Source organism: Microbacterium sp. (genome assembly GCF_011620715.1).
In the GTDB taxonomy this organism is placed as follows: domain Bacteria; phylum Actinomycetota; class Actinomycetes; order Actinomycetales; family Microbacteriaceae; genus Microbacterium.
This window is the reverse complement of sequence record NZ_WOYP01000003.1, coordinates 1-14,721: the sequence shown is the minus strand read 5'-3', so window position 1 is coordinate 14,721 and position 14,721 is coordinate 1. Positions and strand designations below refer to the sequence as shown.

Annotated in this window: 15 protein-coding genes; 5 read left to right on the top strand and 10 right to left on the bottom strand. The window is 67.2% G+C overall.

Annotation, left to right across the window (positions count from 1 at the left end):
- Positions 1 to 59 precede the first annotated feature (59 nt).
- Entirely contained in the window at positions 60 to 1,361 is a 1,302-nt protein-coding gene (locus tag QZV84_RS00570) for a crosslink repair DNA glycosylase YcaQ family protein (protein WP_292823759.1), read from the bottom strand.
- Positions 1,362 to 1,416: 55 nt separating this feature from the next.
- Here QZV84_RS00570 and QZV84_RS00565 point away from each other — a divergent pair, with 55 nt between their 5' ends.
- Positions 1,417 to 2,610: an AI-2E family transporter gene (locus QZV84_RS00565; protein ID WP_292823756.1), complete on the top strand. Its 1,194-nt coding sequence runs from the start codon at positions 1,417 to 1,419 to the stop codon at positions 2,608 to 2,610.
- Entirely contained in the window at positions 2,607 to 3,833 is a 1,227-nt protein-coding gene (gene ilvA, locus QZV84_RS00560; protein WP_292823753.1) for a threonine ammonia-lyase, read from the top strand. The genes QZV84_RS00565 and ilvA overlap by 4 nt, the downstream gene beginning before the upstream one ends.
- An 8-nt stretch (positions 3,834 to 3,841) precedes the next feature.
- On the opposite strand, the gene greA is transcribed toward ilvA, so the two are convergent.
- Both greA and QZV84_RS00550 read right to left on the bottom strand, forming a co-directional pair.
- The gene (gene greA / locus QZV84_RS00555; protein ID WP_292823750.1) at positions 3,842 to 4,333 is read right to left on the bottom strand and encodes a transcription elongation factor GreA; all 492 of its coding nucleotides are present in this window, start codon (positions 4,331 to 4,333) and stop codon (positions 3,842 to 3,844) included.
- Positions 4,334 to 4,418: 85 nt separating this feature from the next.
- A complete protein-coding gene (locus QZV84_RS00550; protein WP_292823747.1) occupies positions 4,419 to 4,811 on the bottom strand; it encodes a DUF4307 domain-containing protein in 393 nt (130 codons plus the stop codon).
- A 95-nt stretch (positions 4,812 to 4,906) separates the two neighbouring features.
- Here QZV84_RS00550 and QZV84_RS00545 point away from each other — a divergent pair, with 95 nt between their 5' ends.
- Positions 4,907 to 5,224 carry a hypothetical protein gene (locus QZV84_RS00545; RefSeq protein WP_292823744.1) on the top strand — a complete coding sequence of 106 codons (318 nt, stop codon included), beginning with the start codon at positions 4,907 to 4,909 and terminating at the stop codon, positions 5,222 to 5,224.
- A gap of 188 nt (positions 5,225 to 5,412) precedes the next feature.
- Here the strand turns inward: QZV84_RS00545 and QZV84_RS00540 are convergent, their stop codons facing one another.
- From QZV84_RS00540 to QZV84_RS00510, 7 genes are all read right to left on the bottom strand, one after another.
- Complete coding sequence (locus QZV84_RS00540) at positions 5,413 to 6,717, bottom strand: CoA transferase (protein WP_292823741.1); 1,305 nt, start codon at positions 6,715 to 6,717, stop codon at positions 5,413 to 5,415.
- 37 nt (positions 6,718 to 6,754) lie between these two features.
- Complete coding sequence (locus tag QZV84_RS00535) at positions 6,755 to 7,909, bottom strand: CoA transferase (RefSeq protein ID WP_292823738.1); 1,155 nt, start codon at positions 7,907 to 7,909, stop codon at positions 6,755 to 6,757.
- A gap of 156 nt (positions 7,910 to 8,065) precedes the next feature.
- Positions 8,066 to 8,956 carry an SDR family NAD(P)-dependent oxidoreductase gene (locus tag QZV84_RS00530; protein ID WP_292823735.1) on the bottom strand — a complete coding sequence of 297 codons (891 nt, stop codon included), beginning with the start codon at positions 8,954 to 8,956 and terminating at the stop codon, positions 8,066 to 8,068.
- A gap of 206 nt (positions 8,957 to 9,162) precedes the next feature.
- On the bottom strand, positions 9,163 to 10,557 hold the full coding sequence (locus tag QZV84_RS00525; RefSeq protein ID WP_292823732.1) for a VWA domain-containing protein: 1,395 nt from the start codon (positions 10,555 to 10,557) through the stop codon (positions 9,163 to 9,165).
- A complete protein-coding gene (locus QZV84_RS00520) occupies positions 10,554 to 11,435 on the bottom strand; it encodes a MoxR family ATPase (protein WP_292823729.1) in 882 nt (293 codons plus the stop codon). Before QZV84_RS00520 ends, QZV84_RS00525 begins: the two co-directional genes overlap by 4 nt.
- Before the next feature lie 130 nt (positions 11,436 to 11,565).
- Positions 11,566 to 11,982: a Zn-ribbon domain-containing OB-fold protein gene (locus tag QZV84_RS00515; protein ID WP_292823726.1), complete on the bottom strand. Its 417-nt coding sequence runs from the start codon at positions 11,980 to 11,982 to the stop codon at positions 11,566 to 11,568.
- Entirely contained in the window at positions 11,979 to 13,142 is a 1,164-nt protein-coding gene (locus tag QZV84_RS00510) for a thiolase domain-containing protein (RefSeq protein ID WP_292823723.1), read from the bottom strand. Before QZV84_RS00510 ends, QZV84_RS00515 begins: the two co-directional genes overlap by 4 nt.
- A 386-nt stretch (positions 13,143 to 13,528) precedes the next feature.
- Between QZV84_RS00510 and QZV84_RS00505 the strand changes: the two genes are divergently transcribed.
- Both QZV84_RS00505 and QZV84_RS00500 read left to right on the top strand, forming a co-directional pair.
- A complete protein-coding gene (locus QZV84_RS00505; RefSeq protein WP_292823720.1) occupies positions 13,529 to 13,954 on the top strand; it encodes a nitroreductase/quinone reductase family protein in 426 nt (141 codons plus the stop codon).
- 67 nt (positions 13,955 to 14,021) lie between these two features.
- Positions 14,022 to 14,721: acyl-CoA thioesterase domain-containing protein (locus QZV84_RS00500; protein ID WP_292823717.1), on the top strand; the 700-nt coding region annotated here is incomplete at its 3' end.

Here is a 14,721-nt window from a genome sequence, read left to right as displayed (position 1 = left end):
ATCGAGCGGCTGAAGACCATGGGAGCCGGGTTCTGATGCACGTGACGCTCGTCGGATCCTCAGCCGCGGGCAGCCGCTGACAGAACCGGATCCGGTTCGTCGGGTGCCGGCGAGACCGGCTCCGCGGCGCGGGCTTCGTGGCGGCGCGCCTCCGGCAGGGCGTCTGCCAGGTCGTCGGTGGCGTTTCCCCATCGGGAGACCGATATCGCCTCCAATCCCTGCCACCGCGCGGCGGCACACACCTCGTCGGCGAGCCGGGATGCGGCATCCGCCGGTCGTCCGTGCTCCCACCACGCCGACTGCACGAGCAGTGTGGAGGAGCCGCGGTCGGCTTTGAGGTCGACGCGCCCGACGATGTCGTCTCCGATCAGCACGGGCAGTGAGTAATAGCCGAAGCGCCGCTGCGGCCCGGGTGTGTAGATCTCGATGCGGTACTCGAAATCGAACAGCCGCTGCGCGCGATCGCGGAACCAGACCACCGGGTCGAAGGGGGTGAGAATCGCCGCCGCATCCACTCGGCGCGGCAGCACGGCGTCCTGGTGCACCCACGCCTTCGCCGGCCTTCCCGCCGACTCCCAGCCGTGCACCGTGACCGGCCGCAGCACGCCCGAGTCCTGCAGTTCGCGGATCGCGGCCATCACGGCGCGGCGGTCCTTGAGGCGCCAATAGTCGGCCAGATCGGATGCCGTACCGACCCCGTGCGCCCGTGCCGCTCGTGCGATGAGTTCGCGGATGGCGGTGTCGCGGGGCACCGGCGCGGCGAGCACGTCGGCCGGCAAGACGTGCTCGGCGAGGCCGTAGCGGCGTTCGAAGCCGCGCCGGCCCGCGATCGCGACCTCGCCGAAGAGCCAGAGGTACTCCAGGGCGTTCTTGACCGCGTCCCAGTCCCACCAGGGTCCTCGCGCCGCCTTGTTCGCGTCGCGCTCGATCTCGGCGGGGCGCAGCGGGCCGCGCTCTGCGAGCTCCGAGCGCACCCAGTCGACGGTCTCGCGATTGGCCTGGAACCAGCCGTCCGGCTTCGTGCCGTACTTCGCGCGCATATCGTCCATGCGGAAGCGGAACAAGGCCCAGTCCGCCGCCGGGATGAACGATGCGACGTGCGCCCAGGATTCGACATACGGAGCCCGGCCGGCAAACAGCAGACGGTCCAGAGCCGAGGTGTCGTACGGCCCGAGCCTCGAGAACAGGGGCATGTAGTGCGAGCGGGCGTAGACGTTGACCGAGTCGATCTGCAGCGTCGCCATGCGCGCCATGGCCAGGTTGAGCTGACGCGTGCCGGCCACCGTCGGTCTCGGCTGCGCGAAACCCTGCGCGGCGAGGGCGATCCGGCGCGCCTCGGCGGCGGTCAGCGAGTCCTTCATGCCGGCAAGCCTATGCGCGCGCGCCGACACGACGACTCGACTCTAGACTGGCGTGATGACCGGCCCAGAAGACAAGCCCCGCGGCTCCCTCTTCGAAGCTCTCCGCGACCGCAGCCGTGTCGTCTCCACCGACGTGTCGGGCACGATCCCGCGGGGTCTGAAGGTCGCGACAGCGTATTCCTGGCGCTTCCTCGTGGTGGCTGCGGCCATCGGGGTGGCGGTCTGGCTCGTCATCCAGCTGAAGCTCCTGGTGATCCCGCTCCTGGTGGCCATTCTCGTGACCGCCTTGCTGTGGCCCGCGTTCAGCTGGATGCTGCGCCACCGCGTCCCGCGTTGGCTGGCGATCGTCATCTCCGTGATCGGCGCGCTCGCGATCGTCGCCGGCCTGCTCTGGCTGGTCATCTGGCAGGTGACCAGGCAATGGTCCTCGGTGCAGGCCCGCACGGTCGATGCGATCGAGCAGTTCCGTCAGTACCTGATCGACGGTCCGCTGCACCTGACGTCGGCGCAGATCGACGACCTGCTCTCGCAGCTCGGCGAGCTGATCCAGCAGCAGGCTCAGCTGCTGTGGTCGGGTGCCCTGGCGCTCGGCTCGACCGTCGGTCATGTCGTGGTCGGGGCGCTGCTGGTGCTTTTCATACTGCTCACCCTCCTGGCCGACGGCGGCGGCATCTGGCGCTGGACAACGCGGTTGTTCCCCGTGCGGGCGCGGCCCGCTGTCGACGGCGCGGCCCGGTCGGGGTGGGTGATGGTGGTCAACTATGCCCGCACGCAGTTGCTGGTGGCTACGATCGACGCGGTCGGCATCGGCCTGGGCGCGTTCCTCCTCGGCGTGCCGCTGGCGATCCCGGTCGCAGTCCTGGTCTTCCTCGGCGCGTTCGTGCCGATCGTCGGCGCCGTCGTGACCGGTGCGGTCGCCGTCTTTCTCGCACTCGTCTACAACGGCCCGTGGATCGCCCTGTGGATGCTGGTGGTCGTGCTGGGCGTCCAGCAGATCGAGGGTCATGTGCTCCAGCCTCTGCTGATGGGTTCGGCCGTGAAGGTCCACCCGCTTGCCGTCGTGCTCGTCGTCGCCGGCGGCGCGATGATCGCCGGCATCCCGGGCGCCCTGTTCGCGGTGCCGCTCGCCGCGTTCGTCAACGTCGTCGTCGTCTACATCGGCAACCGCGCGTGGGAGGGCGGGGCGGGAGCTCCGTCCGGAGACTACATCTGGACCACCGTCCCGCGCCCCAGGAAGGTTCGTTCGTGAGCATCCCCACCCTGGCCGAGTTCGAGGATGCCGCCGCCTACCTGGACGGCGTCATCACCCGCACTCCGATCGACGAGTCGCAGTACCTGTCTGCGCTGCTCGGCGTTCCCGTGTACCTGAAGCTCGAGAACCTCCAGCGCACCGGCTCGTTCAAGATCCGCGGCGCCACCTATCGGCTGTCCCGCCTCACCGCCGAAGAGCGCGCACGCGGCGTCGTGGCCGCATCCGCCGGCAATCACGCGCAGGGTGTCGCGATGGCGGCCCAGGCCCTCGGCATCCCGGCCACGATCTTCATGCCGCTCGGCGTTCCCGTGCCCAAGCTGCTTGCCACGCGCGGCTACGGCGCCGAGGTCGTGCTCGAGGGCGCGACCGTCGAGACGCCCCTGCGGCTGGCTGCGGAGTTCGCGCAGCGCACAGGTGCGGTGCTGATCCACCCGTTCGACCACCGTGACATCATCATCGGCCAGGGCACCCTCGGCCTCGAGCTGTTCGACGCGGTGCCCGATCTGGACACGGTCCTGCTGGGCATCGGCGGAGGCGGGCTCATCGCGGGCGTCGCGGCCGCAGTCAAAGCGCGCGCGGCCGCGGTCGGCCGCACCGTGCGGATCATCGGAGTCCAGGCCGAGAACTCCGCCGCGTACCCGTCCTCCCTCGCCGCGGGCCACCCGATCGAAGTCGAGACACTCCCCACGATCGCCGACGGGATCGCCGTCGCGCGACCAGGAGACCTCCCGTTCGAGATCATCCACCAGCTCGTGGACGAGGTCGTCACGGTCACCGACGACGACATCGCCCGTGCGCTGCTCATGCTGCTCGAGCGCGCGAAGCAGGTCGTCGAACCCGCCGGCGCAGTCGGGGTCGCGGCGATCCTCGCCGGCAAGGTGAAGGCCGCCGGACCGACCGTGGCCGTGCTGTCCGGAGGCAACATCGACCCGCTGCTGCTGCAGCGCGTCGTCTCGCACGGGCTCGCGGCATCCGGTCGGTACATGACGTTGCGCATCCCGCTGCCCGATCGTCCCGGTCAGCTCGCACGGGTGTCCGAACTCCTCGCGCAGGCTGGCGCCAACGTCATCGAGGTCATGCACACACGGCACGGTCAGGGCCTGCAGATCAGCGAGGTGATCCTGCAGCTGAGCGTTGAGACGCGCGGCGAGGAGCACCGTGCCCACGTCATCGAGATCCTCGGCGGCGCGGGCTTCACCCCGGCCGTTGTAGCAGACTGACCCGCGGGCTACTGGCCCGAGTACGTCTCGACCGTGATGATCTCGACCGAGATCTCGCGCCCGTTGGGGGCCGTGTACGAGGTCTTATCGCCCTCCTTGAGGCCGAGGATGGCAGCGCCCAGAGGCGACGCCTCGCTGTAGACGTCCAGCTCCGAGTCCGCGGCGATCTCGCGGTTGCCGAGCAGGAAGACCTCCTCGCCGCCCGCGACGATCGCGGTCACGACGGTGCCGGGCTCGACGACGCCGGTGCTCTCCGGCGCCTCGCTCACGGTGGCGCCTTTCAGCAGGTGCTGGAGCGTGCGGATGCGGGCCTCCTGCTTGCCCTGTTCGTCCTTGGCCGCATGATAGCCGCCGTTCTCCTTGAGGTCGCCTTCTTCGCGGGCGGACTCGATGCGCTTGGCGATCTCTTCGCGTCCCGTCGTCGAAAGGCGCTCCAACTCGGCGGCGAGTCGGTCGTACGCGTCCTGGGTCAGGAATGTCACCGGTGCATCGCCAGTCACAAGTGTCTCCTTCGGTCGGCCGGGGCGGTCATGTCGAAACGCCCCGGCTCCGGCCAGGGCGTCTGTCGACTGCGGTCACGACAGACTACGTCACCCAGCAGTCGCTCACCAAACCTGTCGTAGCCTCCGCGGTCGTCGGAATCGACTCGAGGAGTGCGCGGGCGCGCACGTCGGATGCCGCGTACTCCACGATCTTCCAACCGACGACGCCGTGATCCTCATCCTGCGCCTCGAGGGCGCACGCGACCGTTCGGCCTTCCGGCACCGAAATCTGGAACGCGAGCGTGACGGAGCGCGGATCCTCGACCGTGAACCCCGTCGTGTCGACGCTGATGTCGTCCACGCTGTCCGCGATCGTCATCCACGCGAAGAGGCCCACCAGCACAGCGGCGATCGCGACGACGATGCCGATCGTCCACCGCCTGCGCGGCGAACTCGTGCGGCCGTATCGCTCGTCGAGCATGTCCTGTGTAGTCATCGTGCCCTGTCGGAATGTGTGCGCCGCCCGAGGATCGGGGGAAGATTAGGCTGGAGACTCCAGGCTATGCGCTCCCGCGCGGAACGAGGACACCCATGCATGATCTGTTCGCCGCTCTCGCGCACGCCGGCTCGGCGACGCCGGTCCCCGAGCAGACAGTCGACCCCACCCTCGTGACGCCTGGCCCGGCCGGTTTCGTCGTGATCGCTGTGATCGCGCTCGCGGTCATCGCCCTTGTCTGGGACATGATGCGCCGCATCCGTCGAGGACGGGTGCGCGCCGACATCAACGAGGAGCTGGACGCCGAGCAGCAGGCGGCTGCAGCGGCGGAGGCCACCGGTGTCGAACACCAGGCCGCCGATGCGGATCAGCAGGTCGAGACCCCGGGCGACGAGACGCCGCAAGCCCCCTAGGTCGTGTCCCATATCAGGCTGACTCGATCAGCGACGTGACGGGGCTGAAGCCAGCCCCGTCACGTCGCGACGGTTGAGCGCACCCGCCGCCCCGCTCCCTCGCGCGAACGGTCAGGACATCCGGGACGTGCCGAAAGCGCTCCGGTATTCCGCCGAACGAGTCGCTGCGTTTCCGATGGCGACCGTGGTCAGGCGTAGGTGCCGTCCGGGTTCAGGTAGCCCTCGGCGATGTGCCCATCGGCGATCGCCTGCTGATATTCGGCATCCGTGAGTCCGATGACCTCCTTGTAGACGTACTCGTTGTCGAGCCCCATGCCGCTGATGGGCTCCCACTTGAGGTCGGGACCCGTCCAGTGCCAGTGGTGCGCGGGGTACTTGTAGGTACCTGCATGGGCGGACTCGATCTCGCGGAGCATGCCGCGGGCCGCGACGTGCGGATCGTTGAACACGTCCTCCTCGTTGTAGAGCGGGCCGGCCGGAACGCCCCGTGACTGGAGGGCATGGAAGGTGTCCTCCCGACTGCGGCCCGAGGTCCACGTCCGGATCTGCTCGTCGATCTCGTCCTGGGCCGCAAGCCGGCCGGCCTGCGTGGTGAACCGGTCATCGGCGGCCCACGCGGGATTCCCCATCTCGGCGATCAGCTCGGCCCAGTCCGCGTCGCCGCGAATCGTGATGCTCACCCACTTGTCCTCGCCTGCGGCGGGGTACGCGCCTTGAAGGTAGTTGCGGTCCCGGTTGCCCATCGGTGCGCTGGGATTTCCCGTGGAGGCGGCGTCGAGGTACATTTCACCCAGATGCTGCATCTCGTTCTCGACCTGGGGGAGCGCGATCACCTCGCCCTTTCCGGTCTGCGCGCGGCGGCGCAGCGCCGCGACCACAGCGAAGGCCCCGGTGGCTCCCGCGGCGGGGTCCATCTGGAACACGCTCGTGGTGGTCGCCGGAGCGCTGTCGGCATAGCCGCGGACCGCAGTGACGCCGGCGAGCGCTTCGAAGTGCGCGCCCAGGCCGAGGTAGGTGGAGTAGGGGCCGTCCTGCCCCAGCGGGGGCAGTCGCAGGATCACCAGTTTCGGATTGCGTTTGTGGAGGGTTTCGGGGTCGATCCCGAGGTGCTCGAGCACGGTGATGTTGTTGTTCTCCACGAGCACGTCGGACTTCTCGACGAGGCTCAGAAAATGCTCCCGCCCCGACTCCTTCCTCAGATCCAGCGTCGCGAGCTTCTTTCCCCGCGCATGCATGTTGAACATGGCTGCCCGGTCCCACGGCCTCTCGCCGGGGTCGCGGTCCGGGTAGGCACCGCCCATGATGCCCATCATCGCCATCATCTGTGGAGAAGGGCGGGCGACCAGGCCGCGGGTGCTGCTGGGGAACACCCACGGGTTGTCCACCCGGATCACCTCCGCGCCCAGATCACCCAGATACATCGTCACGGACGGGCCCGACCACACCACGGTGAAGTCGATGACCCGCACGCCTTGCAACGGCAGGTGCGCCATGATCACTCCTTTGTCATCATTGTCGGCAGTGCGCGGTTCACAGCGATCCGAGGACCGCCTCGGTGTCGGCGCCGAGCTTCGGCGCCTGCGCGATGTCCCACCCCGCGTCGACGTTGAACGGGGCGCCCATGTGCGTCACCGGACCGACGGCGGGATAGTCCACGGTGTGGAAGAAGCCGCGGGCGGCGAAGTGCTTGTTGTGGATCACCTCGGCGGGGGAGTTGATGGAGGTCACCGGCCACTTGTGCTCCTGGGCCTGCTCCATGACCTCCTCCTTCGTGCGTGACAGCAGCCAGGGGTACATCCCGGCGTCGATCGCCTCCTTGGTTTCGATCCGCGGGAACAGCGCCGGGTTCGCGGCCACCTCGCCGAAGTACGCGTTCATGTCGGGATCCTGGACCGTCGCGAGCATGCGCGGCAGCCACGCCTGTGTGATCATGATCTGGACGTACCCGTCGTCGGTGGGGTACGCGCCGTTGGGAAGGATGCCGCCCAGCAGGTCGCCGCGAACGCTGCTCTCGCCGTTGAAGGCGTAGTTGACCAGGAAGGTCGTGCGCCGGTCAGGGGATGTCAGGCCCACTTCGAATCCGGAGATGTCGACGTGGCTCGGTTCGCCCTGCTCCTCCGCCACCATATGGGCGGCCAGTGTTGCCAGTGCCGCGACATTGCCGGTCTGATACACCTGCATGTAGCCGCCCAGCTTGAGCGGTTCGCGGTCGGCGGATCCGTTGCCGAGCATCGGTCCGCCCATGCCGTAGTAGATCAGCTCCGAACCCTCGTAGTCGGCGTACGGGCCGTTCTGTCCGAACGGGGTGATGCTGGTGAGCACGAGAGTCGGCTGCACGGCCAGCAGATCCTCGTACCCGAGTCCCCATCCCGCCAGAACTCCCGGCTTGAACGACTCGACCACGATGCCGGCCGTCGCGACGAGCTTCTTCAGGCTCTCGCGATCGCTCTCCCGGTTCAGGTCGAGCACGACGGACTTCTTGCCGGTGTTGTTGTGCAGGTACACCGCGGAGCGATCGATCCCCTCCTCGTCGCCGATGAACGGCGCCATGCGGCGGGTCTCATCGCCCTCCGGGGGTTCGATCTTGATGACCTCGGCCCCGTAGTCCGCGAACATCTTCGTCGCGTAGGAGCCGGCGATTCCACCCCCCAGCTCGATGACGCGGATGCCTTCAAGTAGCCTCATTGCTCCTCCTTCGTCGCCCGTTGCGCGGGCTCCGTCCGTTACGATCCGGCGCCTCATTGCGCCGGATCGGTGCCGCCTCGACGGCTATGCCGCGCCGGAACGGCATCTCAAGCGGTCGGTGCCATCGCGCCGACCGCAGGCCTCATCCTCAGCAGGTCATCCCATGCCGGCCAGGCCCTGGCGATCGGGATGGAACGTCTTCGGCATCTGCTCGAAGATCGTCTCGATCGTCCACGGCTCCACCGAACTGACAGCCTGCTCCGGGTGATAGTTCTCGTAGAGCGTCAGCTTTCCGCCCTGAGCCCCGACGACCCGGCCGTTGAGCCAACTCGACTCCTCGCTCGCGATATACGCGACCGGGTAGGCCACGGCCTCCGGTTCCATGCCGCGCAGGTCCACTCCCATCTCGGCCGCCCGCTCAGGGGGGATCGACATGGTCATGCGAGTCGCCGCGCCCGGGGCGATCGCGTTCGAGGTGACGCCGTAGCGGTTGAGAGCGTTGGCGCAGGAGAGCGTGAACCCCACGATCCCGAGCTTGGCGGCCGCGTAGTTCGGCTGTCCCGGAGAGCCGAACAACCCCGCGGCGGACGTGAAATTGATCAGTCGATACTGGCCCTCGCCGCGGTGCTCGCGCCAATACACGGCGGCGTGCTTGCTGGTGTTGAACGTGCCGGTCAGGTGCACGTTCAACACCGCGTTCCACTCGTCCGGAGTCATGTTCACCAGCATCCGGTCGCGCAGGATTCCCGCGACGTTGACCAGGATGTCGAGCTTGCCGAAAGCATCGATCGCGGAATGCACCAACTCGCCTGCGGAGTCGTAGTCGCTGACGTCCCCGCCGTTGACGATCGCCTCGCCGCCGTTGGCGGTGATCTCCTCGACCACCTGCTGGGCGGGGCCGACGTCGGCGCCCGTGCCGTCGACGCTTGCTCCCAGATCGTTGACGACGACTTTCGCACCCTCCGCCGCGAACAGCTTCGCGATCCCGGCGCCGATGCCCCGACCTGATCCCGTGACGACGGCGACCCGCCCGTCCAATCGACCCATCCTGCACCTCCATGTGCATCGAGGTCCTCTTCGGTGAGTCCTCGGGATGACGTCCCTGCGTGATCGTCCTTGGGCTGGGAGGTCACCGTTAGCAGAAACCTAGTGGGAAGGACCTGCATTGTAAAGGCTGTGACGTGACTCCACGTCACAGCTCCGGTACCGGCTCCAGAGCCTGACGGACGACCAGGGTGCCGCGATACGTCTGGCTATCCCGCCGGAAGCAGCCGGCTGACGAACTCGCCGAGCTGCTCGATGGAACGACATTCACGCATCTCGACGACATCGGCGTAGTCGAACGCCGCGGAGTCGCCGGTACCCCATGTCTTTTCCGGTTCGGGATTGAGCCAGAACGTCCGCTTCGATCGCGCTGCGATCTCGCGCACGTCGTCGAGGCCCGGATCCCGGTAGTTGGTGCGTGCATCTCCGAGGATGAGCACCGAGCTGCGCGGACCGATCGACTCCAGGTCACGGGCCACGAAATCAGCGAAGGCAGCACCGTAGTCGCTGCTCGAGGTCCCCCGATGGACGCGCGCCTGCTCGACGATTCGGGCATGCAGCCCTTCTCCGTCTTCGTCGCCGTCCACGGAGATGAGTTCGGTCACTTCCGCCATCGCATTGACGAATGCGTAGACCTTGATCTTCTTGAACTGGTTCTTCATCGCCTGCACGAGCAGCATCGTGAAACCTGAGAAGCCCGACACCGAGCTCGACACGTCGCACAGCAGAACCAGGTCCGGCCTGCTTGGGTGTGGCTTGGCGAAGACAAGGTCGATCGGCGTTCCACCGGTCGACATGGACTTGCGCATCGTCCTTCGGATGTCGATGGTGTTGCGGAAGGTGCGGCGCCGCTTCACGGCGAGCCGCGTCGCAAGCCGGCGAGCAAGCGGACGCACGCCGCGCCGCATCTCGTCGAACTGTTCGGCATTGGCGCTGAGGAAGTCGACGTGCTCGGTCTGCGCCTGCACCGCGGTGAGCACCATCCGCTCGCGTCCACGCGTCTCGCTCGTACGCCGCCTGGCTTCGTCATCGACCCTTCCTCGGAACTGGCCGATCAACTCTCGCACCTGGTCTCGGGGCGAAACACCCCCCAGTTCGATGACCGCGCCGTCGTCACCTCGCACGCCCATGGCGCGGGCGAGCAGGCTCTGCGGCTCCACCCGATCGAGCGTCTGCTTCGCGGACCACCCGGGAGGATCACCGCCGATCTCACCGAATCGGTCGACGGCGATCTCGGCGAGTTCGCCCAGAGCGTCGAGGTCCGCGGCGGCAAGCGTTTCGACGAGCATGTCGCGCAGTGTCTCGACGCCGAAGTCATCTGGCACCTGTTCGGCTGACCGGGGTCGGCCTACGCGTGGCGGGAAGTAGATGTCGAAGACCTCGTCGAAGGTTCCGCGCTGGCTGTGCTTCCGGGTGAGGGTGCCCGCGAGTCCTTCGCGGAGGATGCTCCTCTCGTCGAGCCCGAGCCTGGTGATCGCATCTGCGGCGTCGACCGTCTCGCCGGTGCCGACCATGATCCCCTTGGTCCGCAGCGCGGTGACGAAATCGACGAGCCGTTCCTGCAGGCCGTAGGGGTCAGCGACGGCTTCGGGCCCTTCTGTCATCGCGCGAGCGCGCTTTCCATGTCGAGCAGCTTCTGAGCCTTCTCGTGATCCGAGCGGTGCTTGAGAATGACTCCGAGCGAGTCGCGCATCGTGTCGTCGTCGAGCTCGACGGCGCCCAGAGCGAGCAGGGTGTGGGCCCAGTCGATCGTCTCCGAGACGGAAGGGGCCTTGCGCAATGGGAAGCCGCGCAGGGCGTTGATCACGCGCACGATGGACTGGGTGAGCGAGTGCTCGAGGCCGGGGACCTTGGCCTGGACGATGCGTTCTTCGAGGTCGCTGTCGGGATAGTCCACGTGCAGGAAGATGCAGCGCCTCCGGAGCGCCTCCGACAACTCGCGACTGGCGTTCGAGGTGAGTACCACGAACGGACGATGGAGTGCCCGCACCGTGCCCAACTCCGGGATCGTGATCTGGAAGTCCCCGAGCACCTCCAGCAGCAGTCCCTCGATCTCGATGTCCGCCTTGTCGGTCTCATCGATGAGCAGCACCGTCGGCTCCTCGTTGCGGATGGCGGTCAAGAGAGGCCGGGCCAGAAGGAATTCCTCGCTGAAGATGTCGGCGCGGGTCTCGTCCCAGTCTCCGTCCTTCGAGGCGGTGATGCGCAGCAGCTGCTTCGCGTGATTCCACTCGTACAGCGCGCGCGCCTCATCCACGCCTTCGTAGCACTGCAGCCGGACCAGCGGGGAACCGGTCGCGTCGGCAACGGCTTGCGCGAGCGCCGTCTTGCCCACTCCCGCCGGGCCTTCGATGAGCAGCGGCTTGCCCAATTCGCTCGCCAGGAAGACCGTGGTCGCAATGGCGTCGGAGGGAAGATAGCCGACGGCGGCCAGACGCTCGGAAACGTCGGCGACAGAGGTGAAAGGCATGGTTCGGGTCATGTGATGGGTCCCTCGGATCGGGCGACTTGCTGTGGGGGGGAGTTCATTGGACGTCGCGGTTGAGCTGGGTATGTGCGTCACCGCGCGCGGAACTGGTCCGCGCGCGGTGACATTGACTTAGCCGACGCTACTATGCGACGGGGCGGAACCGAGGCAGGGCCGCCTCGGCCTCGGTCTTGTGGAAGACGACCTCCACCCGGTCCCCGATCTGCAGCGCGTCAACGTCGCATTCGACGATGTTGGTGAGCATCGTGGGGCCTTCGTCGAGAGTCACGAACGCGAGCACATATGGTCCGACGCCGCCATAGTGGCCGAGGCCCTTGCGGGTGATCGCGAACGTGTAGATCGTGCCCTTGCCGGCTGTCTCCAGCCATTCGGTCTCGACCGATCCGCAGAACGGGCACATCGTGCGCGGGTACCAGTGATTCTCGCCGCACGCGTTGCAGCGCCGGATGATGAGCTTGCCCTCGAGGGTCGCGTCCCAGTAGGGCTTGGTCTCGGGGTCGATCGAGGGCGCCGGGTTCGGCAGCACAGCTGACTCGGTCATGCGTCTTCCCTTCCAAGAATGACGGTCGCCGCACCCATGCGGGTCGGCAGGCTTCCGCCGGTGCCGTGTGCGAGTGCGATCTGGGTGTTGGGCACCTGCACTGCAGGGTGTGCCTCGTCACGGAGCTGACGCACCGCTTCGAGCACCTTGGTCATCCCGCCGCGGTTCGCGGGGTGGTTGTTGGCCAGGCCGCCGCCGTCGGTGTTGAACGGCAGCTTCCCGAACGGCGCCTGGAGCGCCCCGTCGAGCACGAACTCGCCGCCCTTGCCCTTCTCGCAGAAGCCGAGGTCCTCGATGGTCTCGAGCACGGTGATGGTGAAGGAATCGTAGATCGATGCGTAGTCGATGTCCTTCGGTGTGACTCCGGCTTCGGCGAACGCGGCCGGGCCCGACCAGCGCGCACCGGTGAAGGTGACGTCTACCTTGCCGCCGTTGGTGTGCTTGGGTGCTTCACCATGACCGAGCACCTTCACCACGGAGCGGTCGAGGTCGCGGGCGATCTCCGGGGAGACCACGATCAGCGCGCCGCCGCCGTCGGTGACGACGCAGCAGTCCAGACGATGCAGCGGGTCGCTGACCATCGGTGAGTTGACCACATCTTCAACGGTCACCGGCTTGGGGAGCATGGCGTTCGGGTTGTACTGCGCGTGGATGGACGCAGCGACCTTGATCTCAGCGAGCTGCTCGCTCGTCGTTCCGAACTCATACATGTGGCGCCGGGCAGCCAGGGCGTAGAGGCCGTGAACGGTGGGTCCGAACGGCCCTTCGAAGGCGTCCTCAGGGGCTCCGCCGCCTTCCATCACGAGATTGCCGCTCATCTGCCGGGGCAGGCCCGCGAGCGTGATCAGCGCGACCGATGCTTTGCCTGCCTTGATGGCGGCGGCGGCGTGACCGATGTGAGCGATATATGAAGAACCGCCGGTTTCGGTCGAGTCGATGTGCCGCAGTTTCAGGCCCATGTAGTCGGCCATGGAGATGCCGCCCAGCCCCGGTGCGTCGCCCGCGCAATAGTACGCGTCCACGTCCGAGAAGCTCAGGCCGGCGTCTGCGAGGGCGCCGGCGGCGACCTCCGCGTGAACCTGGCCCAGAGACTTATCGGGTATGACACGCTGGGGATGCTCGTAGGCGCCTGCGATGAACGCAGCTCCGCGAATGCTCATTGATTACCTTTCTCGGTCTTCTTTGACGTGCGTGCGCGGTTCCGTGAGGGGAGCGCAACCGCACGAGGGATTCGGCTGGTCGTGAAGCAGAGTCCGAATTGACCTGAGTTGAACCAGACGGTTCAACTCTACGCCACTGGTCGCTTCAAGGAAAGCAGTCAGCCGCGTGAACCTCCCATAGACGCTCTCGCTGCTGTGATCAACCGCCCAGCCGAATGCTTCGTACTCTACAAACATCCGGCGTCAGGTGCCGAGCACGCGCGCTGTCCCGGTCACCGGTGACACCCAGCGAGAGGTCATCGCGCGGAGAGCGGCCGGGTGTACTTTCAGAGGAGCGCGGTCGAACCCTGTGCGCGCCGATCATCTCCCGCCGTCGAGGAGCAGCCGTGGCCAAACCGCATGCCGAGTGGAACCAGCCGATCATCGACGAGTTCCGCGCGTCCGGCGGAACCGTCACGACGCGTGGATATGGACGCAATCTCGTGCTCGTCCACAACATCGGCGCCAAGAGCGGCGAAAGGCGGATCGCCCCCGTGCTGGCGGTGCGTGAGAGTCCCGACGCGTGGATCATCGCAGCGGCCAAGGGGGGCGCGCCCGAGAATCCGGCCTGGTACCACAATCTCCGCGCCCACCCGGACGTGGATATCGAAGTCCCCGACGAGGGTGTGATCCCCGTGCACGTCGAGGAACTCGCGGGCGCGGCACGGGAGCGCGCAATGGCGCTGTTCACGCCGTTCGGCGGACTCGATGGCATCCAGGCGAAGACCACCCGGGCCATCCCCATGCTGCGCCTGAGACGCCGCCCGGCGTGATCTTCGGTGAACCGGCTGGTTCGGTTCACGTTCCGGACCGATGGTGCGAAGCCCCTACCATGTCATCATGCCCGCATATTTTCAACGGCTCAGCAGCGAGCGCTTTCGGATCGACGACGCAGTGCGTGGCTCCTGGAGCCCGAACGACGCCCACATCGCTCCCGTCCTGGGGCTGATCGCCCACATCGTGGAGTGTCACCGCGATCATCGCCGGAGCGACGGACTCCAACTCGGCCGGATCGCATACGACATCTTCGGAACCATGGACACCACGGTCAGCGACATCATCGACGCCGACGTGCGGATCGTCCGGCCGGGACGCACGATCGAACTCGTCGAGGTGGCGCTCACCCATCGGGATCGGATCTCGGTGTTGGCACACGCGTGGCTCATGCACCCATACGAAACCGCTCACCTGGCGGGCAGCGGCGCGCCGCCCATGCCGAGCCGCGATGCGATGGGTGCGGAGTCGCCGATGGCGGGTGACAAGTCGTTCGGGTTCGTCAGCACGATCGACATGCACCGGATGTCGGACAAGCCTGGTCACGGGTGGGCATGGATGCGGCCGCATCTGCCGCTGCTGGAGGGTGAGCCCGTCAGCGCGACCGCACGCGCGCTCGGCGTGGTCGACGTGGCCAATGGTGTCGGCCCCCTGATCCACCCGAAGCTTGCCACATACCCCAACATCGACCTCACTGCGCATGTATTCGCTGAGCCGAAGGGCCAGTGGATCGGCTTCGAGACGACGGCGAGCTTCGGTCCGACCG

Excerpts from the sequence above, each read along its gene's own strand:
- QZV84_RS00570 (WP_292823759.1), bottom strand. The coding sequence starts at position 1,361 with ATGAAGGACTCGCTGACCGCCGCCGAGGCGCGCCGGATCGCCCTCGCC.
- QZV84_RS00565 (WP_292823756.1), top strand. The coding sequence starts at position 1,417 with ATGACCGGCCCAGAAGACAAGCCCCGCGGCTCCCTCTTCGAAGCTCTC.
- QZV84_RS00550 (WP_292823747.1), bottom strand. The coding sequence starts at position 4,811 with ATGACTACACAGGACATGCTCGACGAGCGATACGGCCGCACGAGTTCG.
- QZV84_RS00545 (WP_292823744.1), top strand. The coding sequence starts at position 4,907 with ATGCATGATCTGTTCGCCGCTCTCGCGCACGCCGGCTCGGCGACGCCG.
- QZV84_RS00540 (WP_292823741.1), bottom strand. The coding sequence starts at position 6,717 with ATGGCGCACCTGCCGTTGCAAGGCGTGCGGGTCATCGACTTCACCGTG.
- QZV84_RS00535 (WP_292823738.1), bottom strand. The coding sequence starts at position 7,909 with ATGAGGCTACTTGAAGGCATCCGCGTCATCGAGCTGGGGGGTGGAATC.
- QZV84_RS00530 (WP_292823735.1), bottom strand. The coding sequence starts at position 8,956 with ATGGGTCGATTGGACGGGCGGGTCGCCGTCGTCACGGGATCAGGTCGG.
- QZV84_RS00525 (WP_292823732.1), bottom strand. The coding sequence starts at position 10,557 with ATGACAGAAGGGCCCGAAGCCGTCGCTGACCCCTACGGCCTGCAGGAA.
- QZV84_RS00520 (WP_292823729.1), bottom strand. The coding sequence starts at position 11,435 with ATGACCCGAACCATGCCTTTCACCTCTGTCGCCGACGTTTCCGAGCGT.
- QZV84_RS00515 (WP_292823726.1), bottom strand. The coding sequence starts at position 11,982 with ATGACCGAGTCAGCTGTGCTGCCGAACCCGGCGCCCTCGATCGACCCC.
- QZV84_RS00510 (WP_292823723.1), bottom strand. The coding sequence starts at position 13,142 with ATGAGCATTCGCGGAGCTGCGTTCATCGCAGGCGCCTACGAGCATCCC.